The sequence below is a fragment of the Aeromonas sp. 159 genome, assembly GCF_963862045.1.
In the GTDB taxonomy this organism is placed as follows: domain Bacteria; phylum Pseudomonadota; class Gammaproteobacteria; order Enterobacterales; family Aeromonadaceae; genus Aeromonas; species Aeromonas veronii.
The window spans coordinates 12311-35127 of record NZ_CAWLMI010000042.1 but is presented as its reverse complement, the minus strand read 5'-3'; the positions used below and the strand labels follow the sequence as shown (position 1 = coordinate 35127).

22 protein-coding genes are annotated in these 22817 nt (G+C 57.6%); 10 read left to right on the top strand and 12 right to left on the bottom strand.

Annotation, left to right across the window (positions count from 1 at the left end):
- The coding region (locus AACR14_RS09015; protein ID WP_192811952.1) for a DUF2310 family Zn-ribbon-containing protein at nt 1-120 on the top strand (120 nt) is incomplete at its 5' end.
- Between the two features lie 92 nt (nt 121-212).
- Here AACR14_RS09015 and syd read toward each other — a convergent pair.
- The gene (gene syd / locus AACR14_RS09010; protein WP_019445910.1) at nt 213-761 is read right to left on the bottom strand and encodes a SecY-interacting protein; all 549 of its coding nucleotides are present in this window, start codon (nt 759-761) and stop codon (nt 213-215) included.
- Between the two features lie 204 nt (nt 762-965).
- On the opposite strand from syd, the gene queF reads away from it, so the two are divergent.
- The 7 genes from queF (at nt 966) to AACR14_RS08975 (ending at nt 10201) form a co-directional block, all read left to right on the top strand.
- Complete coding sequence (queF, locus tag AACR14_RS09005; RefSeq protein WP_026034996.1) at nt 966-1814, top strand: NADPH-dependent 7-cyano-7-deazaguanine reductase QueF; 849 nt, start codon at nt 966-968, stop codon at nt 1812-1814.
- Between the two features lie 210 nt (nt 1815-2024).
- Nucleotides 2025-4307 carry a tetratricopeptide repeat protein gene (locus AACR14_RS09000; protein ID WP_019445908.1) on the top strand — a complete coding sequence of 761 codons (2283 nt, stop codon included), beginning with the start codon at nt 2025-2027 and terminating at the stop codon, nt 4305-4307.
- An 83-nt stretch (nt 4308-4390) separates the two neighbouring features.
- Entirely contained in the window at nt 4391-6007 is a 1617-nt protein-coding gene (locus AACR14_RS08995; RefSeq protein WP_019445907.1) for a GGDEF domain-containing protein, read from the top strand.
- Nucleotides 6008-6155: 148 nt separating this feature from the next.
- The gene (ppnN, locus tag AACR14_RS08990; protein WP_019445906.1) at nt 6156-7511 is read left to right on the top strand and encodes a nucleotide 5'-monophosphate nucleosidase PpnN; all 1356 of its coding nucleotides are present in this window, start codon (nt 6156-6158) and stop codon (nt 7509-7511) included.
- A gap of 134 nt (nt 7512-7645) precedes the next feature.
- Nucleotides 7646-8458 carry a flap endonuclease Xni gene (gene xni / locus AACR14_RS08985; RefSeq protein WP_019445905.1) on the top strand — a complete coding sequence of 271 codons (813 nt, stop codon included), beginning with the start codon at nt 7646-7648 and terminating at the stop codon, nt 8456-8458.
- A 159-nt stretch (nt 8459-8617) separates the two neighbouring features.
- The gene (locus AACR14_RS08980; protein ID WP_019445904.1) at nt 8618-9625 is read left to right on the top strand and encodes an isocitrate dehydrogenase; all 1008 of its coding nucleotides are present in this window, start codon (nt 8618-8620) and stop codon (nt 9623-9625) included.
- A gap of 117 nt (nt 9626-9742) precedes the next feature.
- Nucleotides 9743-10201 (top strand): hypothetical protein, encoded by a 459-nt coding sequence (locus AACR14_RS08975; RefSeq protein ID WP_005349721.1) that lies wholly within the window; start codon nt 9743-9745, stop codon nt 10199-10201.
- A gap of 81 nt (nt 10202-10282) precedes the next feature.
- Here the strand turns inward: AACR14_RS08975 and rlmM are convergent, their stop codons facing one another.
- From rlmM to dinB, 6 genes are all read right to left on the bottom strand, one after another.
- Complete coding sequence (gene rlmM / locus AACR14_RS08970) at nt 10283-11377, bottom strand: 23S rRNA (cytidine(2498)-2'-O)-methyltransferase RlmM (protein ID WP_019445903.1); 1095 nt, start codon at nt 11375-11377, stop codon at nt 10283-10285.
- Nucleotides 11370-11756, bottom strand: a complete 387-nt coding sequence (locus AACR14_RS08965) for a DUF423 domain-containing protein (protein ID WP_019445902.1) — start codon at nt 11754-11756, stop codon at nt 11370-11372. Before AACR14_RS08965 ends, rlmM begins: the two co-directional genes overlap by 8 nt.
- Nucleotides 11757-11806: 50 nt before the next feature.
- Nucleotides 11807-12436, bottom strand: coding sequence for an alpha/beta family hydrolase (locus AACR14_RS08960; RefSeq protein ID WP_019445901.1), 630 nt, complete (start codon nt 12434-12436; stop codon nt 11807-11809).
- Nucleotides 12429-13349 (bottom strand): transcriptional regulator GcvA, encoded by a 921-nt coding sequence (locus AACR14_RS08955; protein WP_005338622.1) that lies wholly within the window; start codon nt 13347-13349, stop codon nt 12429-12431. Before AACR14_RS08955 ends, AACR14_RS08960 begins: the two co-directional genes overlap by 8 nt.
- 284 nt (nt 13350-13633) lie before the next feature.
- Nucleotides 13634-15775 (bottom strand): methyl-accepting chemotaxis protein, encoded by a 2142-nt coding sequence (locus AACR14_RS08950; protein WP_019445900.1) that lies wholly within the window; start codon nt 15773-15775, stop codon nt 13634-13636.
- 66 nt (nt 15776-15841) lie between these two features.
- Nucleotides 15842-16897 (bottom strand): DNA polymerase IV, encoded by a 1056-nt coding sequence (dinB, locus tag AACR14_RS08945; RefSeq protein ID WP_026034995.1) that lies wholly within the window; start codon nt 16895-16897, stop codon nt 15842-15844.
- 131 nt (nt 16898-17028) lie between these two features.
- On the opposite strand from dinB, the gene AACR14_RS08940 reads away from it, so the two are divergent.
- Entirely contained in the window at nt 17029-17235 is a 207-nt protein-coding gene (locus AACR14_RS08940; RefSeq protein WP_019445898.1) for a hypothetical protein, read from the top strand.
- A gap of 110 nt (nt 17236-17345) precedes the next feature.
- Here the strand turns inward: AACR14_RS08940 and AACR14_RS08935 are convergent, their stop codons facing one another.
- Nucleotides 17346-17906: a DJ-1 family glyoxalase III gene (locus tag AACR14_RS08935; protein WP_019445897.1), complete on the bottom strand. Its 561-nt coding sequence runs from the start codon at nt 17904-17906 to the stop codon at nt 17346-17348.
- A 37-nt stretch (nt 17907-17943) separates the two neighbouring features.
- On the bottom strand, nt 17944-18897 hold the full coding sequence (locus AACR14_RS08930) for a ketopantoate reductase family protein (RefSeq protein WP_026034994.1): 954 nt from the start codon (nt 18895-18897) through the stop codon (nt 17944-17946).
- A gap of 200 nt (nt 18898-19097) precedes the next feature.
- On the opposite strand from AACR14_RS08930, the gene AACR14_RS08925 reads away from it, so the two are divergent.
- On the top strand, nt 19098-19580 hold the full coding sequence (locus AACR14_RS08925) for a YajQ family cyclic di-GMP-binding protein (protein WP_005338634.1): 483 nt from the start codon (nt 19098-19100) through the stop codon (nt 19578-19580).
- Between the two features lie 108 nt (nt 19581-19688).
- Here AACR14_RS08925 and AACR14_RS08920 read toward each other — a convergent pair whose 3' ends face one another.
- The 3 genes from AACR14_RS08920 to AACR14_RS08910 all read right to left on the bottom strand — a co-directional run bounded on the left by AACR14_RS08920 (nt 19689) and on the right by AACR14_RS08910 (nt 22816).
- On the bottom strand, nt 19689-20519 hold the full coding sequence (locus AACR14_RS08920; RefSeq protein WP_019445895.1) for a nucleoside-specific channel-forming Tsx family protein: 831 nt from the start codon (nt 20517-20519) through the stop codon (nt 19689-19691).
- A gap of 156 nt (nt 20520-20675) precedes the next feature.
- A complete protein-coding gene (locus AACR14_RS08915; RefSeq protein WP_026034993.1) occupies nt 20676-22055 on the bottom strand; it encodes an AmpG family muropeptide MFS transporter in 1380 nt (459 codons plus the stop codon).
- 173 nt (nt 22056-22228) lie between these two features.
- Nucleotides 22229-22816, bottom strand: a complete 588-nt coding sequence (locus tag AACR14_RS08910) for a peptidylprolyl isomerase (RefSeq protein WP_050547831.1) — start codon at nt 22814-22816, stop codon at nt 22229-22231.
- Nucleotide 22817: the final 1 nt, after the last annotated feature.

The window sequence follows — 22817 nt, the reverse complement described above, 5'->3', positions numbered from 1 at the left end:
CGCCCCTGCCCCAGCTGTGGCGGTGAGTGGGCGCTGGCAGAGCCGCTGCACGAGATCTTCGACTTCAAGTGCGACAGCTGCCGTCTGGTCTCCAACCTCTCCTGGGATTTCAAGGATTAAGCGCGTTCCCTGTACGCGATGCCATAAAAAAGAGCCTTGCCGCATGGCAAGGCTCTTTTCGTTCCGATGAGTAACCTTGGCTCAAACAGGTGCTATTGCGGCAACGTCTCCAGCCGCTCCAGAAACGCCGGTAGGGAGGGAGCCAGCGTCAGACGGCGGCCGGAATCGAGCCACTCAAGCCACACCTGACCACTCTCGTTATCCAGCGAGATGAGCGTCATCTCGTTGCGGGTGGTGGCAATAAAGATGGAGGGGGTTCGTTTTAGCTTGCGCAGCATCAGCAGGTGGCCGATGAGGTTCTCCCTGAGCAGGTCGAGATCCGCGTCGTTCCACGGCAGGATCAATTCAAGGCGCAGCCCCTTGAAAAGGCAGGGGATGGGGCGACTGAACCAGTGGCCAAACAGGGTGGTCGCTGCGGGATGAAGCTGCAGCTCCAGCGCCTCGTTCATGGCGGTGAAATCGCCGGGCTCGGAGCGCTGGTGAGGGCGCCAGGCCACCCGACCATCGGCGGGCTCACCAAGCTGGCAGGGGGAACGCCAGTCCGACTCCCACTCGCACAAGGACAGGCCTCGTCTGGCCTCGCCATCCCGTTGCCAGCGGGCAAAAAAGTGCTCCAGGGCAGACAAAACTTGATCCGACATCGAAAATCCCCACAATTGCTGGCAAAGTCCGCTATTGCACCACCAAACCCGGTAACAGACAAGGTTGCCAGCCGACCTAGTGACCCGAGAAACAGAACCCGGGATACAGAGAGGCCGACGCCCAAGCCAGACGGCTGCAACCATTCGGCCCTGCAATGGCCCGTTTCATTCCACTCATCATGAGCACATTACGTGAGCAACCCTGTGAGCAAACAAGATAGATACGCCGGGGCCAGCGCCCTGACCGGCCTGAGCCTGGGCCAGCAATCCGATTACATCAGCCAGTACACCCCCTCCCTGCTGCAACCGGTTCCACGTAGCCTGAACCGGGATGATCTCAAGCTGGGCGATGATCTGCCCTTTAGCGGTTGCGATGTCTGGACCCTCTATGAGCTCTCCTGGCTCAACGCCAAGGGCAAGCCGATGGTGGCGGTGGGTGAAGTAGTCATTCCGGCCACCAGTGCGAACCTGATCGAATCCAAATCCTTCAAGCTCTACCTCAACTCCTTCAACCAGACCCGTTGCGACTCTATCGAGGCAGTCGCCGCCATGCTGACCAAGGATCTGAGTGCCTGTGCGGGTGAGACCGTCAAGGTGACCCTGTTCCCCCTCGACAAGGCGCCGCACCAGATTGCCCTGCTGCCCGGCGAGTGCATTGATGAGCAGGATATCGAGGTAGACAATTACGAGTTTGATGCGTCCCTGCTGCAAGGGGCAACCGGTAGCGATCAGGTAGAAGAGACCCTGCACAGCCACCTGCTCAAATCCAACTGTCTGGTGACCAGCCAGCCGGACTGGGGCTCTGTAGTGATCCGCTACAAAGGGCCGAAACTCGATCGGGAGAAGCTGCTGCGCTACCTCATCTCGTTCCGCCAACACAACGAGTTCCACGAGCAGTGCATCGAGCGGATCTTTATCGACCTCAAGCACTATTGCCAGCCTGAGCAGTTGACCGTCTATGCCCGCTATACCCGCCGCGGCGGCCTCGACATCAACCCGTTTCGCTCCGATTTCGAAGCCGCGCCCGCCAACTTGCGTCTGATCCGCCAATAAAGTCGAGTTGCGACAGAGAGGGCAGGTACACTGCCCTCCATGACTTGCAAAAAGGTTTCAATCGATGCTTTACGCAGCAGGGATAAAGGGGCTGGATAATAAAATCCAGACGAAACCCACTTGCCGGCCACCTGCAAACCACAGTAAACGCTGGACTCGCAGGGGGGGGCTTGGATAACATGCCAACACCTCTGCGCCGTCCTTAATCCAATGAATCAACTGTTTTTTCTGGCCATGATGATGTCCTCCCTGTCAGCTCCGAATCTGGATCTGGACAAGGAGCAACTCTCAATCGATCTGCAACAAGCGCAATCGATGGTACTGACCGATCCTGCCAGATGCGTCCAGATCACCACCGCCTTCCTGACGCGCGCAGCCAATAATCCCCAGCAAATCATCAGCAATCGCCAGGAGTTCGGTTATCGCGAACCCATCCTGAGTTACAGCACGGCGGCCCAGACAATAGGCGCCCATCTGCTCAAAGGGGAGTGTCTGCTGCAACTGGGTCAATATCAGGCCACCCAGCAAGCGCTCGACAAGGCGATGGCGCTGGCAGACAAAGAGCGGCAACCGGAACTCAAGGCCCACGGCCTCTATCTCAAGATCCGCAGTCAGGCCCTCAAACCGGATAACCAGAGCACCAGCCGCGCCCTGATGGATCAACTGGACGAACAGCTGGCCGTCCCCACGCTCAAGCAGAGCCAGCTGCAGATTTATGGCCGCCTGCAACGCACCAGCTACGACATCGAGAACCAGCACTTCGATGATGCCAAGGCCCACTTGGCAGATGCGCGGATCTGGGCCGCCAAGACCCCCAATCCTCTCGCCAGTGCCTGGGTCAGCGCCATCAGCGGCGATCTTTATCGCGCGCTGCAGCAGCCACAACTGGCGCTGGGGGAATATATCGATGCCCAGCAACAGGCCAAAAGCCTCAATGACCCGCTCTTTCTCGGCCTGCTGTCGAACCAGATAGTCAAACTCTACCAGCAGGAGCAGGAGCCCCAGAAAGCGCTGCAGTATGCCAATGAGGCGGCCAATTACTTCCACTCCATCGGCAACCCCTCCCTGCTGTGCGACTCCCTGATGGTGCTGGCACGACTCAACCGCGAGCAGGGCGACCTCAATATGGCGCTGGTCTACTTCTTCAATGCGCTGGACCTGCTCGATGAGGGGAGCAACCGACCACAAGCCTCCCTGCTCAAATATGAAATTGGCAAAACCTACCTGCAAAGCGGCAACCTTTCGCTGGCCAGCAACTACCTCAATGCGGCCCGTCAGTCTCACGAACTGAGCGATGCCAAAGAGCCGCTGATCGATACCCTGCTGCTGCTCGGCGAGCTCTATCTGAAGAAGCAGGAGGCCGCCATCGCCATCCTGCAGTTGGAGAACGCCCGCGCGCTGGCCAATCAGCTCGGTGATACCCGCCGTCAGTACGAGGTATTCCGCCTGTTGTCGCTGGCCTACGAGCAGAAGGGGTATCTGCGTCAGGCTCTCGACAGCTACAAGCGCTTCCACCGTCTTGGCGAAGAGGTGCGCCAGCAGGAGCAAGCCATGGAGCAGGCGGCGATCCGCGACAACTATGTCCAGGTCGAGCGGGTGCAACATATCAAGGAGCTGGAGCAGCGACTTAACAACAGCCAGCACCAGCAGGAGCGCTATCTCTGGTCGAGTATCACCACCAGCCTGCTGTTGGCGCTCTTTATCTACCTCTTCTTCACCCTCTGGCTAAAGCTGCGTACTGCCCGCCTGCAACTGAAACGGACCAATGAGGCCCTGCTGATCGAGCCACGCTCGGGGCTAGCCAACTGGCAGCGTCTGATGAACCGCTGGCCGAGGGAGATGGCAAAGCGCCAGCTGAAATCGGATCGCTGGTACCTCAGTGAACAGCCCTCCAGCGAGTTCGATGACAAGCTGCACTATCTGCTGTTCCGGGTGCCCTTTCTGGTCAACACGCTGGAGCGCCACGGCTATCAGGCCAGCAGAGAAATCGAGCAGGCCTTTGGTGCCTATATGGACACCCTGACCCCGCAAGATGGCCGTATCTATGACTTGCGTGAAGGACACATGCTCTATGTGGTGCCACAGCGCCACGTGACCAACCTGCATCAACTGGCGGGAGACCTGCTGACCGCCATCGCCGCCTTCCCTTGCAACTATCCGCTGGATCGCCGGATCAGCCTCGGGATTGTCAGTCACCCCTTCCTGCCGAAAGCGGCGACCGCGCTCGATCACAATGGCCTGTTTGACCTCTGCTATCTCGCCCTGTCGGGAGCCATTCAGCTCAGTGAAAAATGCCAGCAAAACGCCTGGTTGGAGCTGGCGGCGATCGATTGCCAACAAGCGGCATTTTTTAATGGAGATGTGTGGCAATGCGGCCTGATGGCAATTGACAAGGGACTGGTAAAAGTCAATTCTTCTCATGAAAAGCAATGGGTTAATTGGCCCAGCCTTGCAAGGAAGCCGGCAGCCGATAACCATCAGGAAATAATGTAGATAACAGGCGAGGATCGAAACCAGGTTCGACCACTGTTGCTATCCAACACCAAAAACAATAATGACAACAGGGCGACCTGATAATGAATGACATCGCTGCCGTAGCAGGACAATTGGCAAGACTCAGGGAATCCCTTCAGCAGAAACAGCTGGAACTCGACGGCGTGCTGTCGTTTTCCGATGCAGAGCGTGCTCGCGGCATCCAGTTTATCAACAAGTTGATGCTCTCCTGCCGTGGCTTCGACCGCGAGCTGGACAATCGCTTCGCCAAGCTCAAGCAGAAACTGGATAACAATCCCGCATTTACCTCGCTGGACGCCGACCTGCTGGCCATTGAAAAATTGCTGCAGCAGCACAGCAATGCGCTGGAAGAGTCGATCACCCTGACCCAGACCGCCATCGATCTTGGTTCCAAACAGCTGAAAAACATCAAGGGCTTCCCGGAAGAGACCCGCAAGTCCCTCAAGGAATTTCTGGCAAGTCCCGCCGGTTACGGCATTGCCGATCACCAAAAGAAGGTGATCAAGCTGCTGGAGTTCTACCAGCAGGCGATCAAGATCCAGCTGCTGCCAAGTCAGCCCCTGTTGGCACCGTCAGGTGCAACTCAACAAGAAAGCGATACTGCCAGCAACGATGGCCAGCCCGATGTCGACCCGTTTGATCTCAAGGATCACGCTCGCATCGCCGATGAGCTGCAGCGGCTTATCACCGAACTCGACTTTGCAGGCGCCATCGGCGAGAGCCTGAGCGATATTCGCCGCCAACTGCTGATCGGGATCAACCCTGCCCTGCTGGCGGAAACCTGCCTGCAGGTGATCGAGCTCATCATCGAAGGCACCCGTGAGGAGCGCAAAGCCTCCCGCGCCTTCCTCAGCTCCCTCAACGAGAGCCTCTCCGCGGTACATGTCGGCTTTACCGAATCCCTCGATGAGGGTCGTGCGCTGCAAAACGAAACCCGAGAGACCCGCGAGGCACTGGTCAACGAGTTGCAGGCGATCGATCACTCTCTGGCCAGCCATAACTCCATCGATGCGCTCAAGCGCGCCATCTCCGGCCATATGGGCGCCATCAACCTGCTGCTTCAAGAACGGGAAAGTACCGCAGCACGGGAACGTCACCTGCTCACCCGCCTCTCCACCATGGAGTCCAAGCTGCGCTTGATGAAGGAGGAGACCGCCGAGTACAAGAAGCGGCTGACCATTCAAAAACACAAGCTGTTCCTCGACAGCCTGACCCAGGTACACAACCGGGCTGCCCTCGATGAACGGCTGGAGCAGGAGTACAAACGTTGGCTTCGTTACCGCACTCCGCTCTGCATGGCGATCATCGACATCGATCACTTCAAGAACATCAATGACAACTACGGCCATATGGCGGGTGACAAGGCGTTGAAAGTAGTCGCCAAGGCGCTGCAGAGCGCGCTGCGTGACACTGATTTCATCGCCCGTTTTGGTGGAGAAGAGTTCGTGGTGTTGCTGCCCAACATCAACCCGGACAAGTTCCAGAAGCCGCTGGAGACCCTGCGCCAGACCATCAAGAGCATCCCGTTCCGTTTTCGCGATGCCAAGGTGGAGATCACCATTTCCATCGGTGCAACCCTGTTCAAGGATGGGGACAACCCATCAGATGTGTTCGAGCGGGCGGACAAGGCGCTCTACCACTCCAAGCACACCGGTCGGGATCAAGTGACACTGGCCTGACAAGCGGCTAAAAAAACAGCGAACAGTCATCGCCCTATTTCCCTCCACCCTCTGTTACCACTACTATCGATCTCAGGGGATGCAACATAGCGTCCCCTTTTCTCCCCAGGGAAAAACACAACGATAACAAGTGAGTAAAGGGGAACCTATGATTACGCACATCAATCCCGTTGGCAGCATGGATTTGCTGTCACAGCTCGAGGTGGATCGCCTCAAGCAGACTGCCTCCAGCGATATCTATCAACTGTTTCGCAACTGCTCGCTGGCAGTGCTCAATTCCGGTAGCCATACCGACAGCTCCAAGGAGATCCTGGAGCGCTTCAAATCGTTCGATATTCATGTGATCCGGCGCGAGCGCGGGGTCAAGCTGGAACTGTTCAATGCCCCCGAGCACGCCTTTGTGGATGGCGAGATCATTCGCGGCATTCAGGAGCACCTCTTCTCGGTGCTGCGCGACATTCTCTATGTCTCCAACCAGCTTGAATCGAACCGGCTGGTCAACCTCACCAATTCGACTCATATCTCCAACGTGGTGTTCGCCATCCTGCGCAACGCCAAGGTGATCCTGCCTGGCGCCGATCCCAACCTGATCGTCTGCTGGGGTGGCCACTCCATCAACGAGATCGAGTACCAGTACACCCGCGCAGTGGGCAGCGAGCTGGGCTTGCGTGAGCTGAACATCTGTACCGGTTGCGGCCCGGGAGCCATGGAGGGCCCGATGAAGGGGGCCGCCGTCGGCCATGCCAAACAGCGGGTGCGCAACGGGCGCTACATCGGCCTCACAGAGCCCTCCATCATTGCGGCCGAGCCGCCCAACCCCATCGTCAACGAGCTGGTGATCCTGCCGGATATCGAGAAACGGCTGGAAGCATTCGTGCGTCTGGGCCATGGTATCATCATCTTCCCGGGCGGGGTCGGCACCGCCGAAGAGCTGCTCTATCTGCTCGGCATCATGATGCATCCGGCCAACGAACGACAACCCATGCCCATCATCCTGACCGGCCCGAAAGAGAGTGCCGACTACTTCCGTGCCATCGACGACTTCATCAAGGCGACCCTCGGTGAACCGGCGACCAAGCTCTACCGGATCATCGTTGGCGATGCGCCTGAAGTAGCCCGAGTGATGAAAGAGGCGATGCCGAAAATTCGCGAATACCGCAAATCGGTCGGTGATGCCTACTCTTTCAACTGGTCCCTCAAGATTGAGCCGGAGTTCCAGCTCCCCTTCGAACCGGATCACGCCAGCATGGCCAGTCTGGATCTGCACCGCAACCAGCCGCCCCAGTTGCTGGCCGCCAACCTGCGTCGTGCCTTCTCCGGCATCGTCGCTGGCAACGTCAAGGAAGGGGGCATTCGCGCCATCGAGAAGAAGGGCCCCTTCAAGCTGCACGGAGACAAGGAGTTGATGCACCTGATGGACAAACTGCTGGAGAGCTTCGTCAAGCAGCAGCGGATGAAGCTGCCGGGCAGCCAGTATGTGCCCTGCTACGAAATCGTCCGCTAGGGTACAGATACATCATCGAAAGAGGGGCGCATCGGCGCCCCTCTTTATTGGTGCTATGCCTTCCCGACCGCCATCAATCCCCATAAGGCGAGCGGTTTGTTACAATGGGGCGTCCCGACCGCCAAGAGTGCCCCATGTCAACTATCCGGCCACACCTGCTCATCATCGATGCCCTCAACCTCATTCGCCGTCTGCACGCGGTACAGGCCCAGCAGGCACTGACCCCTGCCCAGGCGCTGGTTGCAACCCGCGCCAACCTTATCAATACCTGCCGCAAGCTGCTGGCCAATAGCGAGCCGACCCATGTCATTGCGATCTTTGACGGAGAGAGCGATGGCGAGGTGCATAGCTGGCGCAAGGAGGTCTATCCGGCCTACAAGGAGGGGCGAACTCCCATGCCCCCCGAACTGCGTGAGGGGTTGGCGACCCTGCAGGATGCCTTTTGGGAGTGCGGGGTCGATGCCCTGCTCTCCGAGACCGATGAAGCGGATGATCTCATAGCCACCCTGGCAAGCGGCATCGCCAGCCATGGCCATCAGGCGACCATCATCTCCACCGACAAGGGGTTCTGCCAACTGATCTGCCCGCAGATCCGGGTGCGCGACTACTTCAACAAGCGCTGGCTGGATGCTGCCTTCGTCCAGCAGCAATATGGGGTAGCCCCTGCTCAGCTGGTCGATTTCTGGGCGCTTACCGGTATCAGCGGTTCCAATATCAAGGGGGTTCCGGGGATTGGCCCCAAGACCGCCACCCAGTTGTTGCAGCAATATTGCAATCTTGCAGCCATGCTCGAGGCCTGCCAGCAAGAGGATGCAGCCAAGCCACTGATCAAGCTGCGCCAACATCAGGATGAGGCCCTGCTGGCCCAGCGGCTGGTGCGCTTGCAGCGGGATATTCCGCTGGGATTCAACCTGCGGGACATCCGCTACCCGCCCCAGCCGGACTAAAGTGCCGAACAAAAATGCAGGCAAGGGCGTGAACCATGACGAGACTCACCCTCGCTGTTGATAAAAGTGAGTAGAATGTAAAGGAATGTGGTTGGTTTGCTGAGTAAATGCTATAAAGCAGCCCCATCCTCCCCTATACCCTGGAAGTGGAACCCTCTCATGTCCAAAAGAAAAATTACCGTGATCCCCGGCGACGGCATCGGCCCCAGCATCATTGAATCAGCCATCCAGATCCTGACCCATGCGGGCTGTGACTTTGAGTACGAATACGCTGATGCGGGTCTGGTTGCCCTCGAGAAGCATGGCGAGCTGCTGCCCCAGGCTACCCTGGATCTGATTGAGAAGAACAAGGTGAGCCTGAAAGGGCCATTGACCACACCGGTCGGCGGCGGTTTTACCTCCATCAACGTCTCCCTGCGCAAGAAGTTCAACCTCTACGCCAACGTGCGTCCGGTCATCTCCTTCAAGGGCACCCGCAGCCGTTACGACAACATCGACATCATCACGGTACGTGAAAACACCGAAGGGATGTACTCGGGTGCAGGTCAGAAGCGCAGCGATGACAACAAGAGTGCCGAGGCGATGAGCATCATCACCCGCGAAGGAGCCGAGCGCATCGTCAAGTTCGCCTTCGAGCTGGCCCGTCAGGAAGGGCGCAAGAAGGTCACCATCATCCATAAGGCGAACATCCTCAAGTCAACCTCCGGCCTGTTCCTCGAAGTGGCACGTGAAATCGCCAGCCACTATCCGGATATACAGAGCGAAGAGATGATCGTCGATGCCGCCTGCATGAACCTGGTGATGTACCCGGAGCGTTTCGATGTCATGGTCACCACCAACCTGTTCGGCGACATCCTCTCGGATCTTTGCGCCGGTCTGGTCGGCGGTCTCGGCATGGCTCCCGGCGCCAACATTGGCGATGGCGCGGCCATCTTCGAAGCGGTCCACGGCTCTGCGCCTGACATAGCTGGCAAGAATATCGCCAACCCAACCTCGGTGATCCTTGCCTCCATCCAGATGCTGGAATACCTCAGCATGCAGGATAAAGCAGAGCGGATACGCGAGGCAGTACGAGCCACCATCGAATCCGGTGATCGGGTCACCCGCGATCTGGGTGGCACGGCTTCCACCAGCGAATTCACCCAGGCCATCATCGATCGCCTGTGAGTTAATTCATTGATTTTAAAAGGGAGCTTCGGCTCCCTTTTTTATGTTTCCGAATCCTTTGCCACTCCCCGAACAGCAACTATGTTCAATAGAGAAAAAGAACAGGGAGTGTTTTTCATGAAGGGATACGGGTGCTATCTGGTGTCGGGCCTGATGCTGGTGTGTGGTACTGCCAGTGCTTTCGAGCAGGATCAACAGACCCAAACCGCCAAACTGCCACAGCAGGAAAAACGGACTGCCACCGAGGTATGGCGCTCGAGCCTGAATACCAACGACCTGCTCAAGGCACCCAAACCCCTGTCGTTTGGTATTGAAGTCTCCACCGACAACTTTGGCAATCAAAAGATCACCTCCTACCCGCAGCTCAATCTGACCCCGGAAAAGAGCGTCAGTCTGTCGGTCGAACGCTTCAGACCAAAGGTCAAGTTCAAGGCTGGCGGAATGAACACCGCCCTCAGGCTGAGAGGGGACGGGATAAAGATGCAATTCAATCCGGTCGACAAAACCATCCCGCTGCAGATAGAGATCAAGGTGACCGACGACGAATCCTCCCTGCGCCTCGATTACCGTTTCTGATATTTTCCGGCAGCCGAATAGCAAAAGGCCGACAGGTTCCCTGTCGGCCTTGGTATTTATCGTACGGGCTGAACGGCTACATCACGCCTTGGGCTCGAGTTTGGAGACCCAGTACTTGTTGTAAACATGTACGGTGATCTCTTCTCGATCGTGATAGAGCTGCTTGGCCTGGATCACGAACGCGTTGTCGATCTCCTTGAGCCTCTCGCGCAGCACTTCGATATTGTGTACCGATTCAGCATAACGCTTCTTCATCGGCAGCTTGAGGTTGAACATCGCCTCCTGGCAGTCGCCCTCACGGAACCAGTCCGCAATCATGTGAACGACCCGCGCCGGTTTATCGACCATGTCGCACACCAGCCAGTAGGTGTTCTTCTTGCTCGGACGCCAGACGAAACCGTCATCCCGGATGTGCTTGACCTGACCGGTATCCATCAGGGATTGGGCCATCATGCCGTTGTCAACCGCCGTCACCATCATGCCACGACGCACCAGCTGATAGGTCCAGCCACCCGGGCAGGCGCCCAGATCCACAGCCTTCATGCCTGAACAGAGACGCACATCCCACTCTTCCCGCGGCACGAACACGTAAAACGCCTCCTCCAGCTTGAGGCTGGAGCGGCTCGGTGCATCGGCCGGGAAGCGCAGGCGCGGGATCCCCATGTGGAATCCGGAGTTGTTGAACGAATAGGAGTAGCCCAGCAAGACATGATCATTGGCCATGAAGAAGGCGTGGAACACCGGACGGTTTGGCGTCTCCTTCTTGGTCAGGATCTCGTTGCTGCGCAGCGCCTGACGCAGCGGCACGGTGAACTTGCGGCAGAAGGCCGACAGCTCTTTCGCTTCGTTGGTATCCGCGGTTTCGACACGCAGATCACCGCAAATGGTGTAGTCACTCACCGCCTCAAGGATGGGGGAGATCCTGTCCGCGACATCCAGCTCCTTCAGCTCATGGGTGACCACCAGCATCTGGCGGATGAAGATGAGCTCCCGGAATGGCAGCTTGCGAGCCAGCAGGTCCGCCTGCTCCTCGTCATACAGTTCGAAGATCACATAACCGCTGTCGTCCTTGACCCGGGCGAAACCGTAGCACTGCATGTTACCGGCACGCTCGGTGATCTCTGCAGCCGCCTCTTTCTCAAAACCGGGGCGGCAATAAAGCAGCAGATTATTCATTTTTTCCTCCAAGACGACAGCCAGCCCAGCAGAGGGCCGCCCATCCCAACATAAAACAGAGGCCACCGGCTGGGGTAATCAATCCCAGCCCCTTGCTGCCAAGCAGCACCATGGCGTAAATACTGCCGGAGAATCCGATGATCCCCAGCACAAAAGCGGTGCCAGCCAGGTGGATCACCCTGCTGCGCACACCACACCAGCCCAGAACCAGCAGGGCCAATGCGTGAAAAAACTGATATTGCACAGCGGTATTGAATGCCGCCAGACGCTCGGGCGTAATGCCGGTCGCCGCCAATCCATGGGCGCCATAAGCCCCCAGCATGGTGGCCGTCAACCCGAAGAGACCGGCCAGTATCAGCCAATGTCGATGGATCTGCATCCTCACTCTCCCCTCTAATCGAGGCTGGCAATAAAACCAACCCTATCGTGCTATCCGTGCCGGGCCACAAAATGGCTGATGGCCGCCGCTGCATGCTGCATATTCTCCTGCTCACTCACGCCACTGGCTTTACGCGGTTTGAAACCATGATCACCATCGGTCAACCAATGGACCGATACGGCGGGTGAGAAGGGGAAATCGGCCAGTTCGGCGCGACTACCGAAGGTATCGCGCTCCCCCTGCAACAGCAGAGTTGGCACTGCAATATGCTTGAGTACCTCGCCTCGCCAACTGTCGGGCTTGGCCGGAGGGTGGAAAGGATACCCGAGAATGAGCAATCCTGCAGCATTCATCTCACCCTCGCCTTCGCTATACAGTTCCGCCGCCATCCGCCCGCCCATCGACTTGCCCGCCAGAAACAGCCGTGGATGGGCAAACTCGCGGATCATGTCGCGCCAATGGGCGAGCAGCACAGGCGCCCTGTCCGGCGGGCGGCGTTTGCCATCCTGTGCACGCTTTGTCATGTAGGGAAAGTTGAAGCGCACCACTTCGATGTCGGGGCCAGCCAGCAGACGTGACAACTCGGCAAGAAAGGCATGATCCATCCCCGCGCCTGCCCCGTGGGCCAGCAAAATGCGAACGGGGGCATCAATTGCCCCCTCGCGGATCACCTCACGCATCGGCGAGCCTTGCCCTGCGACGCGCCTCTTCCTGCTCCACCAGCTCCAGCATCCAGTCGCGGAAGGCCACGATCTTGCCCTGATCCGACTGTTGTTCCTGGCACACCAGATAGAAAGCATTTTTGCTCACCAGCACCTGCTCGAACGGGCAGATAAGGCGGCCAGCCTCAATCTCGGGTTGTGCCAGCACGCTGTGGCCAAGCGCCACCCCCTGGCCGTGGATCGCCGCCTGGATCACCATGGTGGAGTGGCTAAAGATGGGCCCCTGATTGACGTTGGGTGCATCGATATCGAGCTGGCGGAACCAGGCCTTCCAGTCGCGACGGGAGGTATCGTGCAGCAGGGTATGAAGAGTCAAATCTTGCGGCGTACGCAGCGGTTTGGGCCCGGTCAGCAGCAAGGGGGAGCAGACCGGGATCAGGTATTCGGTATGCAGTTTGTCCGAGCGCAGACCCGGCCAGTTGCCGCGCCCGTAGTAGATGGCCACATCCACATCGTCGGTGAGCGACCCTTCGTCGAGATCGACCGCCTTGATCCGCACGTCGATATCGGGGTGGCGCTCGCTGAACTTGACCAACCGCGGCACCAGCCACTGGATGGCGAAACTCGGCTGCAAACTGACAGTCAATGCCCCCTTGGCACTGCGGGCCAGCAGCTTGTCGGTCGCCTCAGAGATGGAGGCAAAGATGTCCTTGATATCCAGGAAATAGCCCTGCCCCTCTTCGGTCAGCAACAAGGAGCGATTTTTGCGGCGGAACAGCTTGATGCCAAGATACTCCTCCAGCGCCTTGATCTGGTGACTGATGGCAGCCTGAGTCACAAACAACTCTTCTGCTGCGCGGGTAAAGCTTAAGTGACGAGCCGCTGCTTCAAACGCCTTGAGGGCATTGAGCGGGGGTAAACGACGAGACATGACACCAGCCGACGATGAGTTTTTCTAATGGGGCGCATTATAATTTGTCGGTTGCGGGTCGACCAGTGAATAAACATAATTCGCCCAGCAATCAGTCGTCATATGGCTCACATTTTCTACTACGTGTTGGTTTACATGTGTTTTTAGTGAGTCTTTCGACTGTGATTGTGGTGTTGTGTTTCTTCCTCTGCGGGAAGAGGGGCTCAAATCTCACCGGTTTGACCCAGTCTGTCATCTGAATGTGTTTGGCGCCTCCAGCTGGATGGCGCCTTTTTTCATCCCTTCTATACCTTGAACTGCCCCACCAGCTGCTGCTGTTTATCCGCCAGCGCAGAGAGCTCGCGACCATTCTCGGCGGAGGTCGCCGCCTCGGCCCGAATGGTGTGGCTCACATCGCGAATGTTGCTGACGTTGCGGTTTATCTCGTCCGCCACCCGGCTCTGCTCCTGCGCCGCTCGGGCAATCTGCTCGTTCATCTGATGGATGGTGGAGACCGACTGGATAATCTGCTCCAGCACCTGCACCGAGAGATCCACCTTGGCGAGCGTCTCGTCAGCCTGACCATGACCATCGCGGATCGCCTTGACCACGGCGCCGGTACCGGATTGCAGTTGGCTGATCAGAGTCTGGATCTCGACGATGGCATTCTGGGTGCGACCCGCCAGATTGCGCACCTCATCAGCCACCACGGCAAAGCCACGGCCCTGCTCACCGGCCCGCGCCGCTTCAATAGCCGCATTCAGCGCCAGCAAGTTGGTCTGCTCGGCAATCCCCTGGATCACGGTGAGAATATCGTTGATGTTGTCGCTGTTGGCCGAGAGCAGCTCCACCACCGGCTGGGCATCGTTGATGATGATCATCAGCTTTCGCATCGCCTCCTGGGTGTCGGCAACGACATATTTGCCCTCTTGCGCTGCAGCGTCAGTGGTGTTGGCAGCCGCCACCGCCGAGCCGGCATTACCGGAGACCTGCAACGCCGTGGCGCTCAGCTCTTCAAATGCCGTTGCCACCAGATCGATCTCCTGATACTGGGCCTGCATGCCGCTGCTGGTGCGCTCGGCCACCTGCGCGGCTCGCTCGGCACTGTTGCGCGTACCGGAGACGGTATCAATCACCTGACTGATGGTGGATTGCAACTTGTTGAGGAAGCTGTTGAACCACTTGGCCAGCTCGCCGATCTCGTCTTGCCGCTGGATCTCGATACGCTGGGTCAAATCCCCCTCGCCGCTGGCGATATCCTTGAGGCGGGCAACCACGGCGCGGATGGGCGCCACAATCTGGCGCGCCATCAACCAGATAAAACTCAGGGCCACCAGCGAGATCAGCACCCCGATCGACAGCTGCGAGACCACGCTGCGATTGGCCTCACTGGCCAGCTCATCTTGCAGTTGCTGGGCCGAGGCCAGCACTACGGCCCGTGGCAATTCAATGTAGATGCCCCATTTACGGTCGGTGCCACGCATGGATACTGGGACAAAGGTCTGCAACAGGGCGCCGTCGCTGCTCCAGCGAGTCAGCTCCTGACCCTGACTGAGCCAGGCTTTCAGCTCGCTGGCCAGCCCCTGATACTTCTGATCCAACCCGCGCCCCATTGTCACATCGAACTCATCGGCTCCCGCCACGCGCCCCTCGTGACTGACCAGCAAGATTCTGCCCTTGCCGTCATAGAGCTCTTTGTCCATGGTACTGACCAGACTCTGCAAGGTGGCCAGCGAGATATCGACCCCGACCATCCCCAGCAAGGTTTCCTGCTCCAGCAGCGGGACCGTCACCGAGGTCATCAATATCTGTTTATCGCCCACATCGTCCAGATAGGGCTCCAGCAGGCAGAGGACACGGGTGCGAATACTGCAGCGATACCACTCGTTTTCGATGCCACCAGCCTCGGTCGGGCTCTCATCGGCCAGTACATCCTCATTCTGCACTTCAGGCTCTATCTTGCCGTTGTCATAGGCCCAGTAACTGGAAAAACGCCCCTTGTCGTTGGAACCCAGCGCCGTTGAGCCCTGATAGTTGCTGTCTTCCCCATCCAGCTGATCAGGCTCGAACACCGCATAGACACCAAGCAGATTGGTCGATGAGGCAACAGCATCGTGCAGTTGCTGATTGACGGCGCTGCGCAGCGCCTCCGAATGGACAAAGTTCTCGGCCGCATTCTTGCGCTGGAACAACACGCTCTCCGCCAGCAAACTGGCGCGGAAATAGGCCTCATCGAGATAGCTGGTCACCTTGGCCGCCTGCTCCGAGCCCATCGCCTTCATCCAGTTTTCGGCAGACTGCTGCGCCTCGTGCATGGTGGCTTGCCGCACCTGCTGCTGCATCTTGTTCGCGTTGTAAATCGAAGAGGCAACCAGAGCGGCGGCTGTCACCAACAGACAGCAACCGGCGATCAGGGTAATCCGACCCTGGACAGAAAGAGCGCTCATGCCAATATTCCTACGTCATACAGATATGGATAGATTATCGACTTTATAAACAAAAACTTAACTCTCTCACAGCAAATCCAGCGAGAGTTGATTAACTTCACCCTCTTTTGGCAAACCCACCACCAAGCCCAGCAGACGAACCGAACGCCCTTGCGCCCGCTGTAGCCCCTCTTTGAGCAGGGGAACAAACAAGGCTGGCTGATAGCCACCCTGACTGCGATAGACGGTGGTCTGGTGGAAATCGGCAAACTTGAGCTTGATCCCCTGCCCCATCACCTGCTCGGCATGGCACGCCAGCTGAAATCGCCGCTCCAGCTCCGGCAGCAGTTGCTGCAATACCGTCAGGCAGGCGGCTTCGTCACAAACATCGCTCGCCAAAGTGGTCTCCACCCCGATGGTTTTGCGGATCCGGTGCGCCTGCACCGGCTGTTCATCCAGCCCCCAGATCCGGGTCGTCAACATATCCCCCAGCTTGCCAAAACGGCTGCACAGCTCTTGTGCCGACAAGGCCCGCGCATCCTCACAGGTGTAAAGCCCCTGAGCCTCCAGCCGCTCGGCAGTCTTGCGCCCCACCCCGGGCAGTTTGCCAAGTGGCAACTGGCAGACAAATTCGGCCACTTCGTCGGGACGAATGACAAACAGACCATCAGGCTTGCGCTGCTCCGAGGCGAGCTTGGCGAGAAACTTGTTGGGGGCCACTCCGGCCGAGGCGGTCAATCCCAGTTCGGAGACGATGGCTTGCCGGATCTCTTGCGCCATCAGGGTGGCGCTGCCGCCACAACAGCGACTGTGGGTCACGTCGAGGTAAGCCTCATCCAGCGACAGCGGTTCAACCTGATCGGTATAGCGCAGGAAAATGGCCCTGAGCTGACGGGAGATATCCTTGTACACCGCCATTCGCCCAGGGATCAGTACCAGCGGCGGGCAGAGTTTTTTCGCCAGCGCGCTCGGCATGGCGGAGCGCACCCCGAACCGGCGCGCCACATAGTTGCAGGTCGAGATGACGCCGCGCCGCTCGGAGGACCCACCGATGGCAAGCGGCACCTCCCGCAACGCCGGATTGTCCCGCATCTCCACCGCGGCAAAAAAGCAGTCCATGTCGATATGGATGATTTTGCGCATACCACTGTATAAATAAACAGACATGGCACCATCTTACCCCAAGGATAACCGCAGCTCTATCTCTCTCGTTGCGGCTAAAATAGTAGACTCCAAGGAGACCTTTACTACCACAATGACAAGGAGCGTTCGGGATGAAATATCTTTGGCTGGGACTCTGTTTGCTGCCGTTGACCGGCATCGGCAAGAACAACCCGACGGCAGAGTGCCGCTGGCTGTACGACCGGATTGAGATACTGGAACAGGCCATCAAGAAAGGGGACACACTCGGCACAGAGCAAGAGTTGTCACGCTGGCGTGAAGAGTTTCGCAAGAAGAAGTGCAAACAGTACGACTACTGAGCCGGACAAGATGGCGTGACCGACAACGGCAGATAACAAACGGGCCCCGATCAAGATGACCGGGGCCCATTTTCAAAGCATGGCCAGCTGGATTGAGCAACAGAGTACGCTCAAGGCAGCACCATAGGGCCAGCCACGGCGGTAGCCACATCATCCCCGCGCAGCACCCGCACCAGTTCCAGCGCAAACTCGATGGCGCTGCCCGGCCCCTGGCTGGTGATCAGGCGATGAGCCTCATCTCTGACGACCCGCTCATGTGACAGCTGCGATGTCGGTAGTCGGGACTGAAAGCCGGGATGACAGGTGACGATGGCACCATCCAGCAGCGCGTGATGTTGCAAGAGCACCACAGGGGCGGCGCATATGGCAGCGCGCCAGCGGCCAAGAGCGGCCTGCTCTTTGAGCAGATCGATGGCCAGCGGGGTATCGCGGATCACTTCGCTGCCGGGCAGACCACCGGGTACCACGATGGCTTCAAAGTCCCGACGGGTCAGCTCGTCGATATGACAATCGGCCACCAGCTGTACCCCGCGCGACGCTTTTACCTGCCGGGATCCGGCAGGGCAGCAAGAGGCCAGCACCACCTCGATGCTGGCGCGCACCAGGGTATCGACAATGGCGACCGTCTCTATCTCTTCCGACCCGGGGGCCACCAGCACCAGTACACTCACGTTCGCCTCCTTGCAGCTTGCTCTGCCATGTAGAAGATCAGACGGCCTGACTCTTCTCTTTGATCGCCTGATAGAGACCCTGATTGACCGGTACGGCGATGCCATGCCGGGCTGCCTTGGCCAGCAGGAAGCCGGTGATGGCCTCAATCTCGGTCTCGCGTCCCAGCTCCATATCCTGATGCATGGAGGAGTAATTGTCAGCGGTCAGTTCCACCACTGTCATCACCCGACGTTGCAACTCCTCTGCCGTGGTCGCAACTCCTTCGGCACACATCACATCCGCCACTTCCACGCAGATCTGCTGCAGGGCATCGGCAAAACGGGGGCCAGCCAGCTCGCCATTTTTCAGCTTGTAGAGGGCCGTCAGGGGATTGATGGCACAGTTGATGGCCAGCTTTTGCCACTGGCGCGTCAATACCTGCTCATCCCAACCAGCCTGACCCAGTGCCAGCGCCAGCTCGTCCGCGAGCGCGGCATGGGCCTTGGCGGCATCGTTGATCGGGCCAAGCCAAGTTTCCCCCTTGCCAGTATGACGGAAGACAAAATGGCCGCACTGCATGGCGCCATGGCTGGTGACACCGGCAATCACCGGATTGTGCGGGAACATCTCGACCACCTGCTCGGCAATGCCCATCCCGTTGTGCAGCAGCACGATTGGCACGCTGGCATCGAGCTTACCCACCAGCGGCGTCAGTGCGGCAATCACCTGACTGGCCTTGGTCATCACCAGCAGACGCTGGATCTTGCCGGGTTTGCTGACAAACCCGCGCTCGATATTGAGCAGCTGAACATGCCCCTCCAGCGAGGTGAAATCGATCCCCGGATGGAGCGTGGACTTATGATGTTCGCGCAACAAGACACGGGTGGATTGACCACTCAGGGTCAACAGGGAGGCAAAAACGCCGCCGAGGGCGCCACAACCCAACAGTGACCACTTCGGAGTAACGGGTGGAATAACGGGCTGTCGGGAATTTTTTAATCCGCTTGGCATGGTGTGACTCTGTCAGGGTAAGGGCTGCAATCCTCTCAACCTGTTACCGGGGATAAGTGAAGATGTCGCTGGTGGACACTAACGGGTCCACCCGTCCTGTGCGCAGGGGATTCTAGCAGAGCAACCCCATCAAAATCAGCAAATTTGCCCGTTTTCTGGTAGATTTGCCCCCCGATAACGCAACATGAGGAGCTCCGGCTATGCCGTCATTCGATATTGTCTCTGAAGTCAAAATGAACGAGGTGTTGAACGCAGTCGACAACGCCAATCGTGAACTGGCCACCCGTTTCGATTTTCGTGGGGTAGAAGCCAGCTTCGAGTTGAACAAGGAAGAGGTAAAGCTGGAAGCCGATGCTGATTTCCAGCTCAAGCAGATGGTCGAAATCCTGCGCGGTGCCCTGCTCAAACGCAACATCGAAAACAGCTCCATGGAAGTGGGTGACTCCGTTCACTCCGGCAAACGCTTCCACCTGACCGTCAAGTTCAAACAGGGGATCGAGAAAGAGATCGCCAAGAAGCTGGTCAAGCTGATCAAGGACTCCAAGATCAAGGTACAGGTCGCCATCCAGGGTGATGAAGTACGTGTCACCGGCAAGAAGCGTGACGATCTGCAAGAGACCATGGCACTGGTCCGTGGCGCCGAACTGGGTCAACCGATGCAGTTCCAGAACTTCCGCGACTGATTTATCCACTCAGCCGTGGCGCACTTGATTACTCGCGCCACGCTATCTAAATCGCGGCCATAAAAAAACCGGAGCAAACGCTCCGGTTTTTTTGTACCCCAAGTTTTATTAGAACTTGTAGGTAGCGGCAAAATAATGGCCAATACCGGAAGTATCAGTCATCGGGTTATTAGATTCGTTATCACGAATCAAAGCCATATTGTTGAATACTTTCAAACCATATCCAACAGAATAGCGGTCAGAGTGCCAATAGATACCATTGAACCACTCGAGAGAATTGGATGCATTGAAGCCGTTATCAGCAATCTTATCGGCGCCAAATTTGTAGTCGAGATAACCTTGGTAGGAGATAAAAGAACCGTTGCTAAATGTATAGAATGGCTTAAACCAGTTAGTGGATACCATGTAGCCATCCCACTCACGCTCATTCTCTGCACCGTAGTTTTCGCGCACATAGCGGGCATAAGTGTTGAAACCCACTTTACCAAACCAAGGCACTTCAACATCAGAGCCCAAACCAATGTAGTGCTCAAACAGACCTTTGTCGCCTACGTTAGTTACAGTGGCAATATACAGCTCTTTAACTGGGCCAAAAGAAAGATCTGCACCAGTAAGGGCGTCCAAAGACATACGCGGAGCAAACTTGATGAACATATTGTCACCATTGTGACGGTCATCATGAGTACGATCCAGCAAGTCGAATACGTCAACGTAACCATACAAATCAAACAGACCTGAACGGCCACCAAACTCCATTTCGAAATAAGTAGTGTTCTGATTGTTGAAAGGAATGCGAGCATCAACGCTCTGCATTACGTTGAACTGCATCCACTTGTAGTCATTCTTGTGGATATCACCGCTGTAGTCAGCAGCGAAGGCCGGGGTAGCGGCAGCAGCCAGCAGACCGGCAGCGATCAGAGTCTTGGTAAATTTGGCCATTTTATTGGTCTCTTGTGCGTTAGTTGAGGTTTTCCGTAGCCTGCCCACAAGGAGCGAGAGGGATTCTAATCAAATAAAATTGGGGGTGAAACAACTTCTCGGGAACTTTATCCGGAAGTGTGAATCTAATCACCCCCGATTCTACGCAAACGCTTGCTATTTGTCAGCCGTTGAGAGCAACTCACTCCCTTTTCTGGCGACCAGCACAATCAACAACAACACGGGCAAGCCCAATAAACTGGTTCCGACAAAGAAGGCTCTGTAGCCAATCTGCTCCACAACCTGTCCGGAAAAACCGGCCAGCAACTTGGGTAGCAGCAACATTACCGAGCTGAACAGGGCGTACTGAGTGGCCGAAAATGCCACATTGGTCAGGCTGGAGAGATAGGTCACGAAGGCCGCAGTAGCGATACCGGCGCTGAGGTTATCCAGCGAGATGATCAGCGTCAGCAGTTCCAGGTTGTGACCGACCTGATTGAGTAGGGCAAACAGCAGGTTGGTGCTGGCGGTGAGCAGCGCCCCCAAGAACAGGATGCGCAGCGTACCGAAGCGCATCACCAGCACGCCCCCCAGCGCAGCCCCCACTAGCGTCATAATGACGCCAAACACCTTGGTAATAGTCGCAACCTCGGTCTTGCTGAACTGCATATCCACATAGAAGCTGTTGGACATCACCCCCATCACCACATCGGCAACCCGATAGCAGGCGATCAGAGCCAGGATCAGCAGCGCCGAGCTGCCATAGCGACGAAAGAAGTCGGCAAACGGACACCAGACGGCCTCATAGCCCCAGGCCCCCGCACTCGCCAGCAGCGCAGGCCACCCTTTTTCCAGGAGCTGCGCCTTGCGTTCGGCCTGTTGTTTGCCCTGCTCGGCCAGATCGATATCCGGCTCGTGGCAAAACAGCGTGGTGATAACCCCGAGTGACATCAGACCCGCCATCACCAGATAGGTAATCTGCCAGCCACGATAGTCATAGCCGCTGTTGCTGCCAAACCACGCCGCCAGCGCCAGCGCACCGGCGCCCGCCATGATCATCGCCAGTCGGTAGCCGGTCATGTAAGAAGCAGCCATCGCCGCCTGTAGCCGCTCGGGGGCGGATTCGATGCGATAGGCGTCGATGACGATATCCTGAGTCGCCGAGGCAAAGGCCACCAGCAGGGCAAACATCGCCAGCTGGGCCAGCTCGGTCTTGGGATCGCAGAACGCCATGCCGACCAGCGCGGCGGCAATCAGCAGCTGGGAGAAGAACATCCAGCTACGGCGACGCCCCAGCAGCGTGGAGAGCAACGGCAGCGGCATGCGATCCACCAGCGGCGACCACAGCCATTTAAAGCCATAGGCGAGCGCCACCCAGCTCATATAGCCGATATCGGTCAGGCTGACATCGGCCTCGCGCAACCAGAATGAGAGGGTACCGAACACCAGCAGCAGCGGCAGACCCGATGAAAACCCCATGGCAAAGAGAATAAACACCCGAAATTCGAGATAGACGGCGAGGGACTCTCTCCAGCTTGGTTTGCGGATCATGTTCAACTACCTGACGAATTTGGAAAAGTGCGTCATTTTGGCAGGTTGATGGCAGATAGCCAAGGCAAGCAAAGAGATAGGCAAAAGAAGCCCAGATAGAGAAAAGGCCCATCCCGAACGGGATGAGCCTTGTATTGTGGCCTGACGAGGACGAGGTGACGAACCGCGTCCGGCGAGAGTTACTTGCCCGCTTTCTTGTCGACTTTCTTGTCTGCCGGAGTTTCTGCCAGCAAGACCACCTTCTTCAGAATGATGGGACTGGTCGGCACATCGTTGGCGCGCAGAATGGGGCTGTAACCGGTCTGTACCTGAGCCAGCTTGTCCAACACCTCCATCCCCTGCACCACCTGACCGAACACGGTATAACCCGCGGCGCCACCGGCGTTGAGGTTATTGTTGTCGACCAGATTGAAGTAGAACTGGCGAGTAGCGCTGTCGACCGCCTGGGTGCGGGCCATGGCGATGGAGCCACGCTTGTTGGGCAGACCGCCGCGCGACTCGTTGACCACAGGCTCATAGGTTGGCAGTTGCTGGAACTGCTGGTTGTAGCCCCCACCCTGCACCACGAAATCCTGTATCACCCGGTGGAAGATGCTGCCGTCATAGCTGCCATCAGCCACGTAGCGCAGGAAGTTCTTCACCGTCTGGGGCGCCTGCTTGGACGCCAGCTCCACCACGATATTGCCGTGGTTGGTCTCCATTCTGACTTTCGGGCCAGCGAACGCCAGCGGGGCGATCAGCATGGCCAGCAACCAGAGTTTTTTCATC

What these genes read in the sequence shown, in the direction of transcription:
- syd (WP_019445910.1), bottom strand. Translation starts at nt 761, where the DNA reads ATGTCGGATCAAGTTTTGTCTGCCCTGGAGCACTTTTTTGCCCGCTGG.
- AACR14_RS09000 (WP_019445908.1), top strand. Translation starts at nt 2,025, where the DNA reads ATGAATCAACTGTTTTTTCTGGCCATGATGATGTCCTCCCTGTCAGCT.
- AACR14_RS08995 (WP_019445907.1), top strand. Translation starts at nt 4,391, where the DNA reads ATGAATGACATCGCTGCCGTAGCAGGACAATTGGCAAGACTCAGGGAA.
- ppnN (WP_019445906.1), top strand. Translation starts at nt 6,156, where the DNA reads ATGATTACGCACATCAATCCCGTTGGCAGCATGGATTTGCTGTCACAG.
- xni (WP_019445905.1), top strand. Translation starts at nt 7,646, where the DNA reads ATGTCAACTATCCGGCCACACCTGCTCATCATCGATGCCCTCAACCTC.
- AACR14_RS08980 (WP_019445904.1), top strand. Translation starts at nt 8,618, where the DNA reads ATGTCCAAAAGAAAAATTACCGTGATCCCCGGCGACGGCATCGGCCCC.
- AACR14_RS08975 (WP_005349721.1), top strand. Translation starts at nt 9,743, where the DNA reads ATGAAGGGATACGGGTGCTATCTGGTGTCGGGCCTGATGCTGGTGTGT.
- rlmM (WP_019445903.1), bottom strand. Translation starts at nt 11,377, where the DNA reads ATGAATAATCTGCTGCTTTATTGCCGCCCCGGTTTTGAGAAAGAGGCG.
- AACR14_RS08965 (WP_019445902.1), bottom strand. Translation starts at nt 11,756, where the DNA reads ATGCAGATCCATCGACATTGGCTGATACTGGCCGGTCTCTTCGGGTTG.
- AACR14_RS08960 (WP_019445901.1), bottom strand. Translation starts at nt 12,436, where the DNA reads ATGCGTGAGGTGATCCGCGAGGGGGCAATTGATGCCCCCGTTCGCATT.
- AACR14_RS08955 (WP_005338622.1), bottom strand. Translation starts at nt 13,349, where the DNA reads ATGTCTCGTCGTTTACCCCCGCTCAATGCCCTCAAGGCGTTTGAAGCA.
- AACR14_RS08950 (WP_019445900.1), bottom strand. Translation starts at nt 15,775, where the DNA reads ATGAGCGCTCTTTCTGTCCAGGGTCGGATTACCCTGATCGCCGGTTGC.
- dinB (WP_026034995.1), bottom strand. Translation starts at nt 16,897, where the DNA reads ATGCGCAAAATCATCCATATCGACATGGACTGCTTTTTTGCCGCGGTG.
- AACR14_RS08940 (WP_019445898.1), top strand. Translation starts at nt 17,029, where the DNA reads ATGAAATATCTTTGGCTGGGACTCTGTTTGCTGCCGTTGACCGGCATC.
- AACR14_RS08930 (WP_026034994.1), bottom strand. Translation starts at nt 18,897, where the DNA reads ATGCCAAGCGGATTAAAAAATTCCCGACAGCCCGTTATTCCACCCGTT.
- AACR14_RS08925 (WP_005338634.1), top strand. Translation starts at nt 19,098, where the DNA reads ATGCCGTCATTCGATATTGTCTCTGAAGTCAAAATGAACGAGGTGTTG.
- AACR14_RS08920 (WP_019445895.1), bottom strand. Translation starts at nt 20,519, where the DNA reads ATGGCCAAATTTACCAAGACTCTGATCGCTGCCGGTCTGCTGGCTGCT.
- AACR14_RS08910 (WP_050547831.1), bottom strand. Translation starts at nt 22,816, where the DNA reads ATGAAAAAACTCTGGTTGCTGGCCATGCTGATCGCCCCGCTGGCGTTC.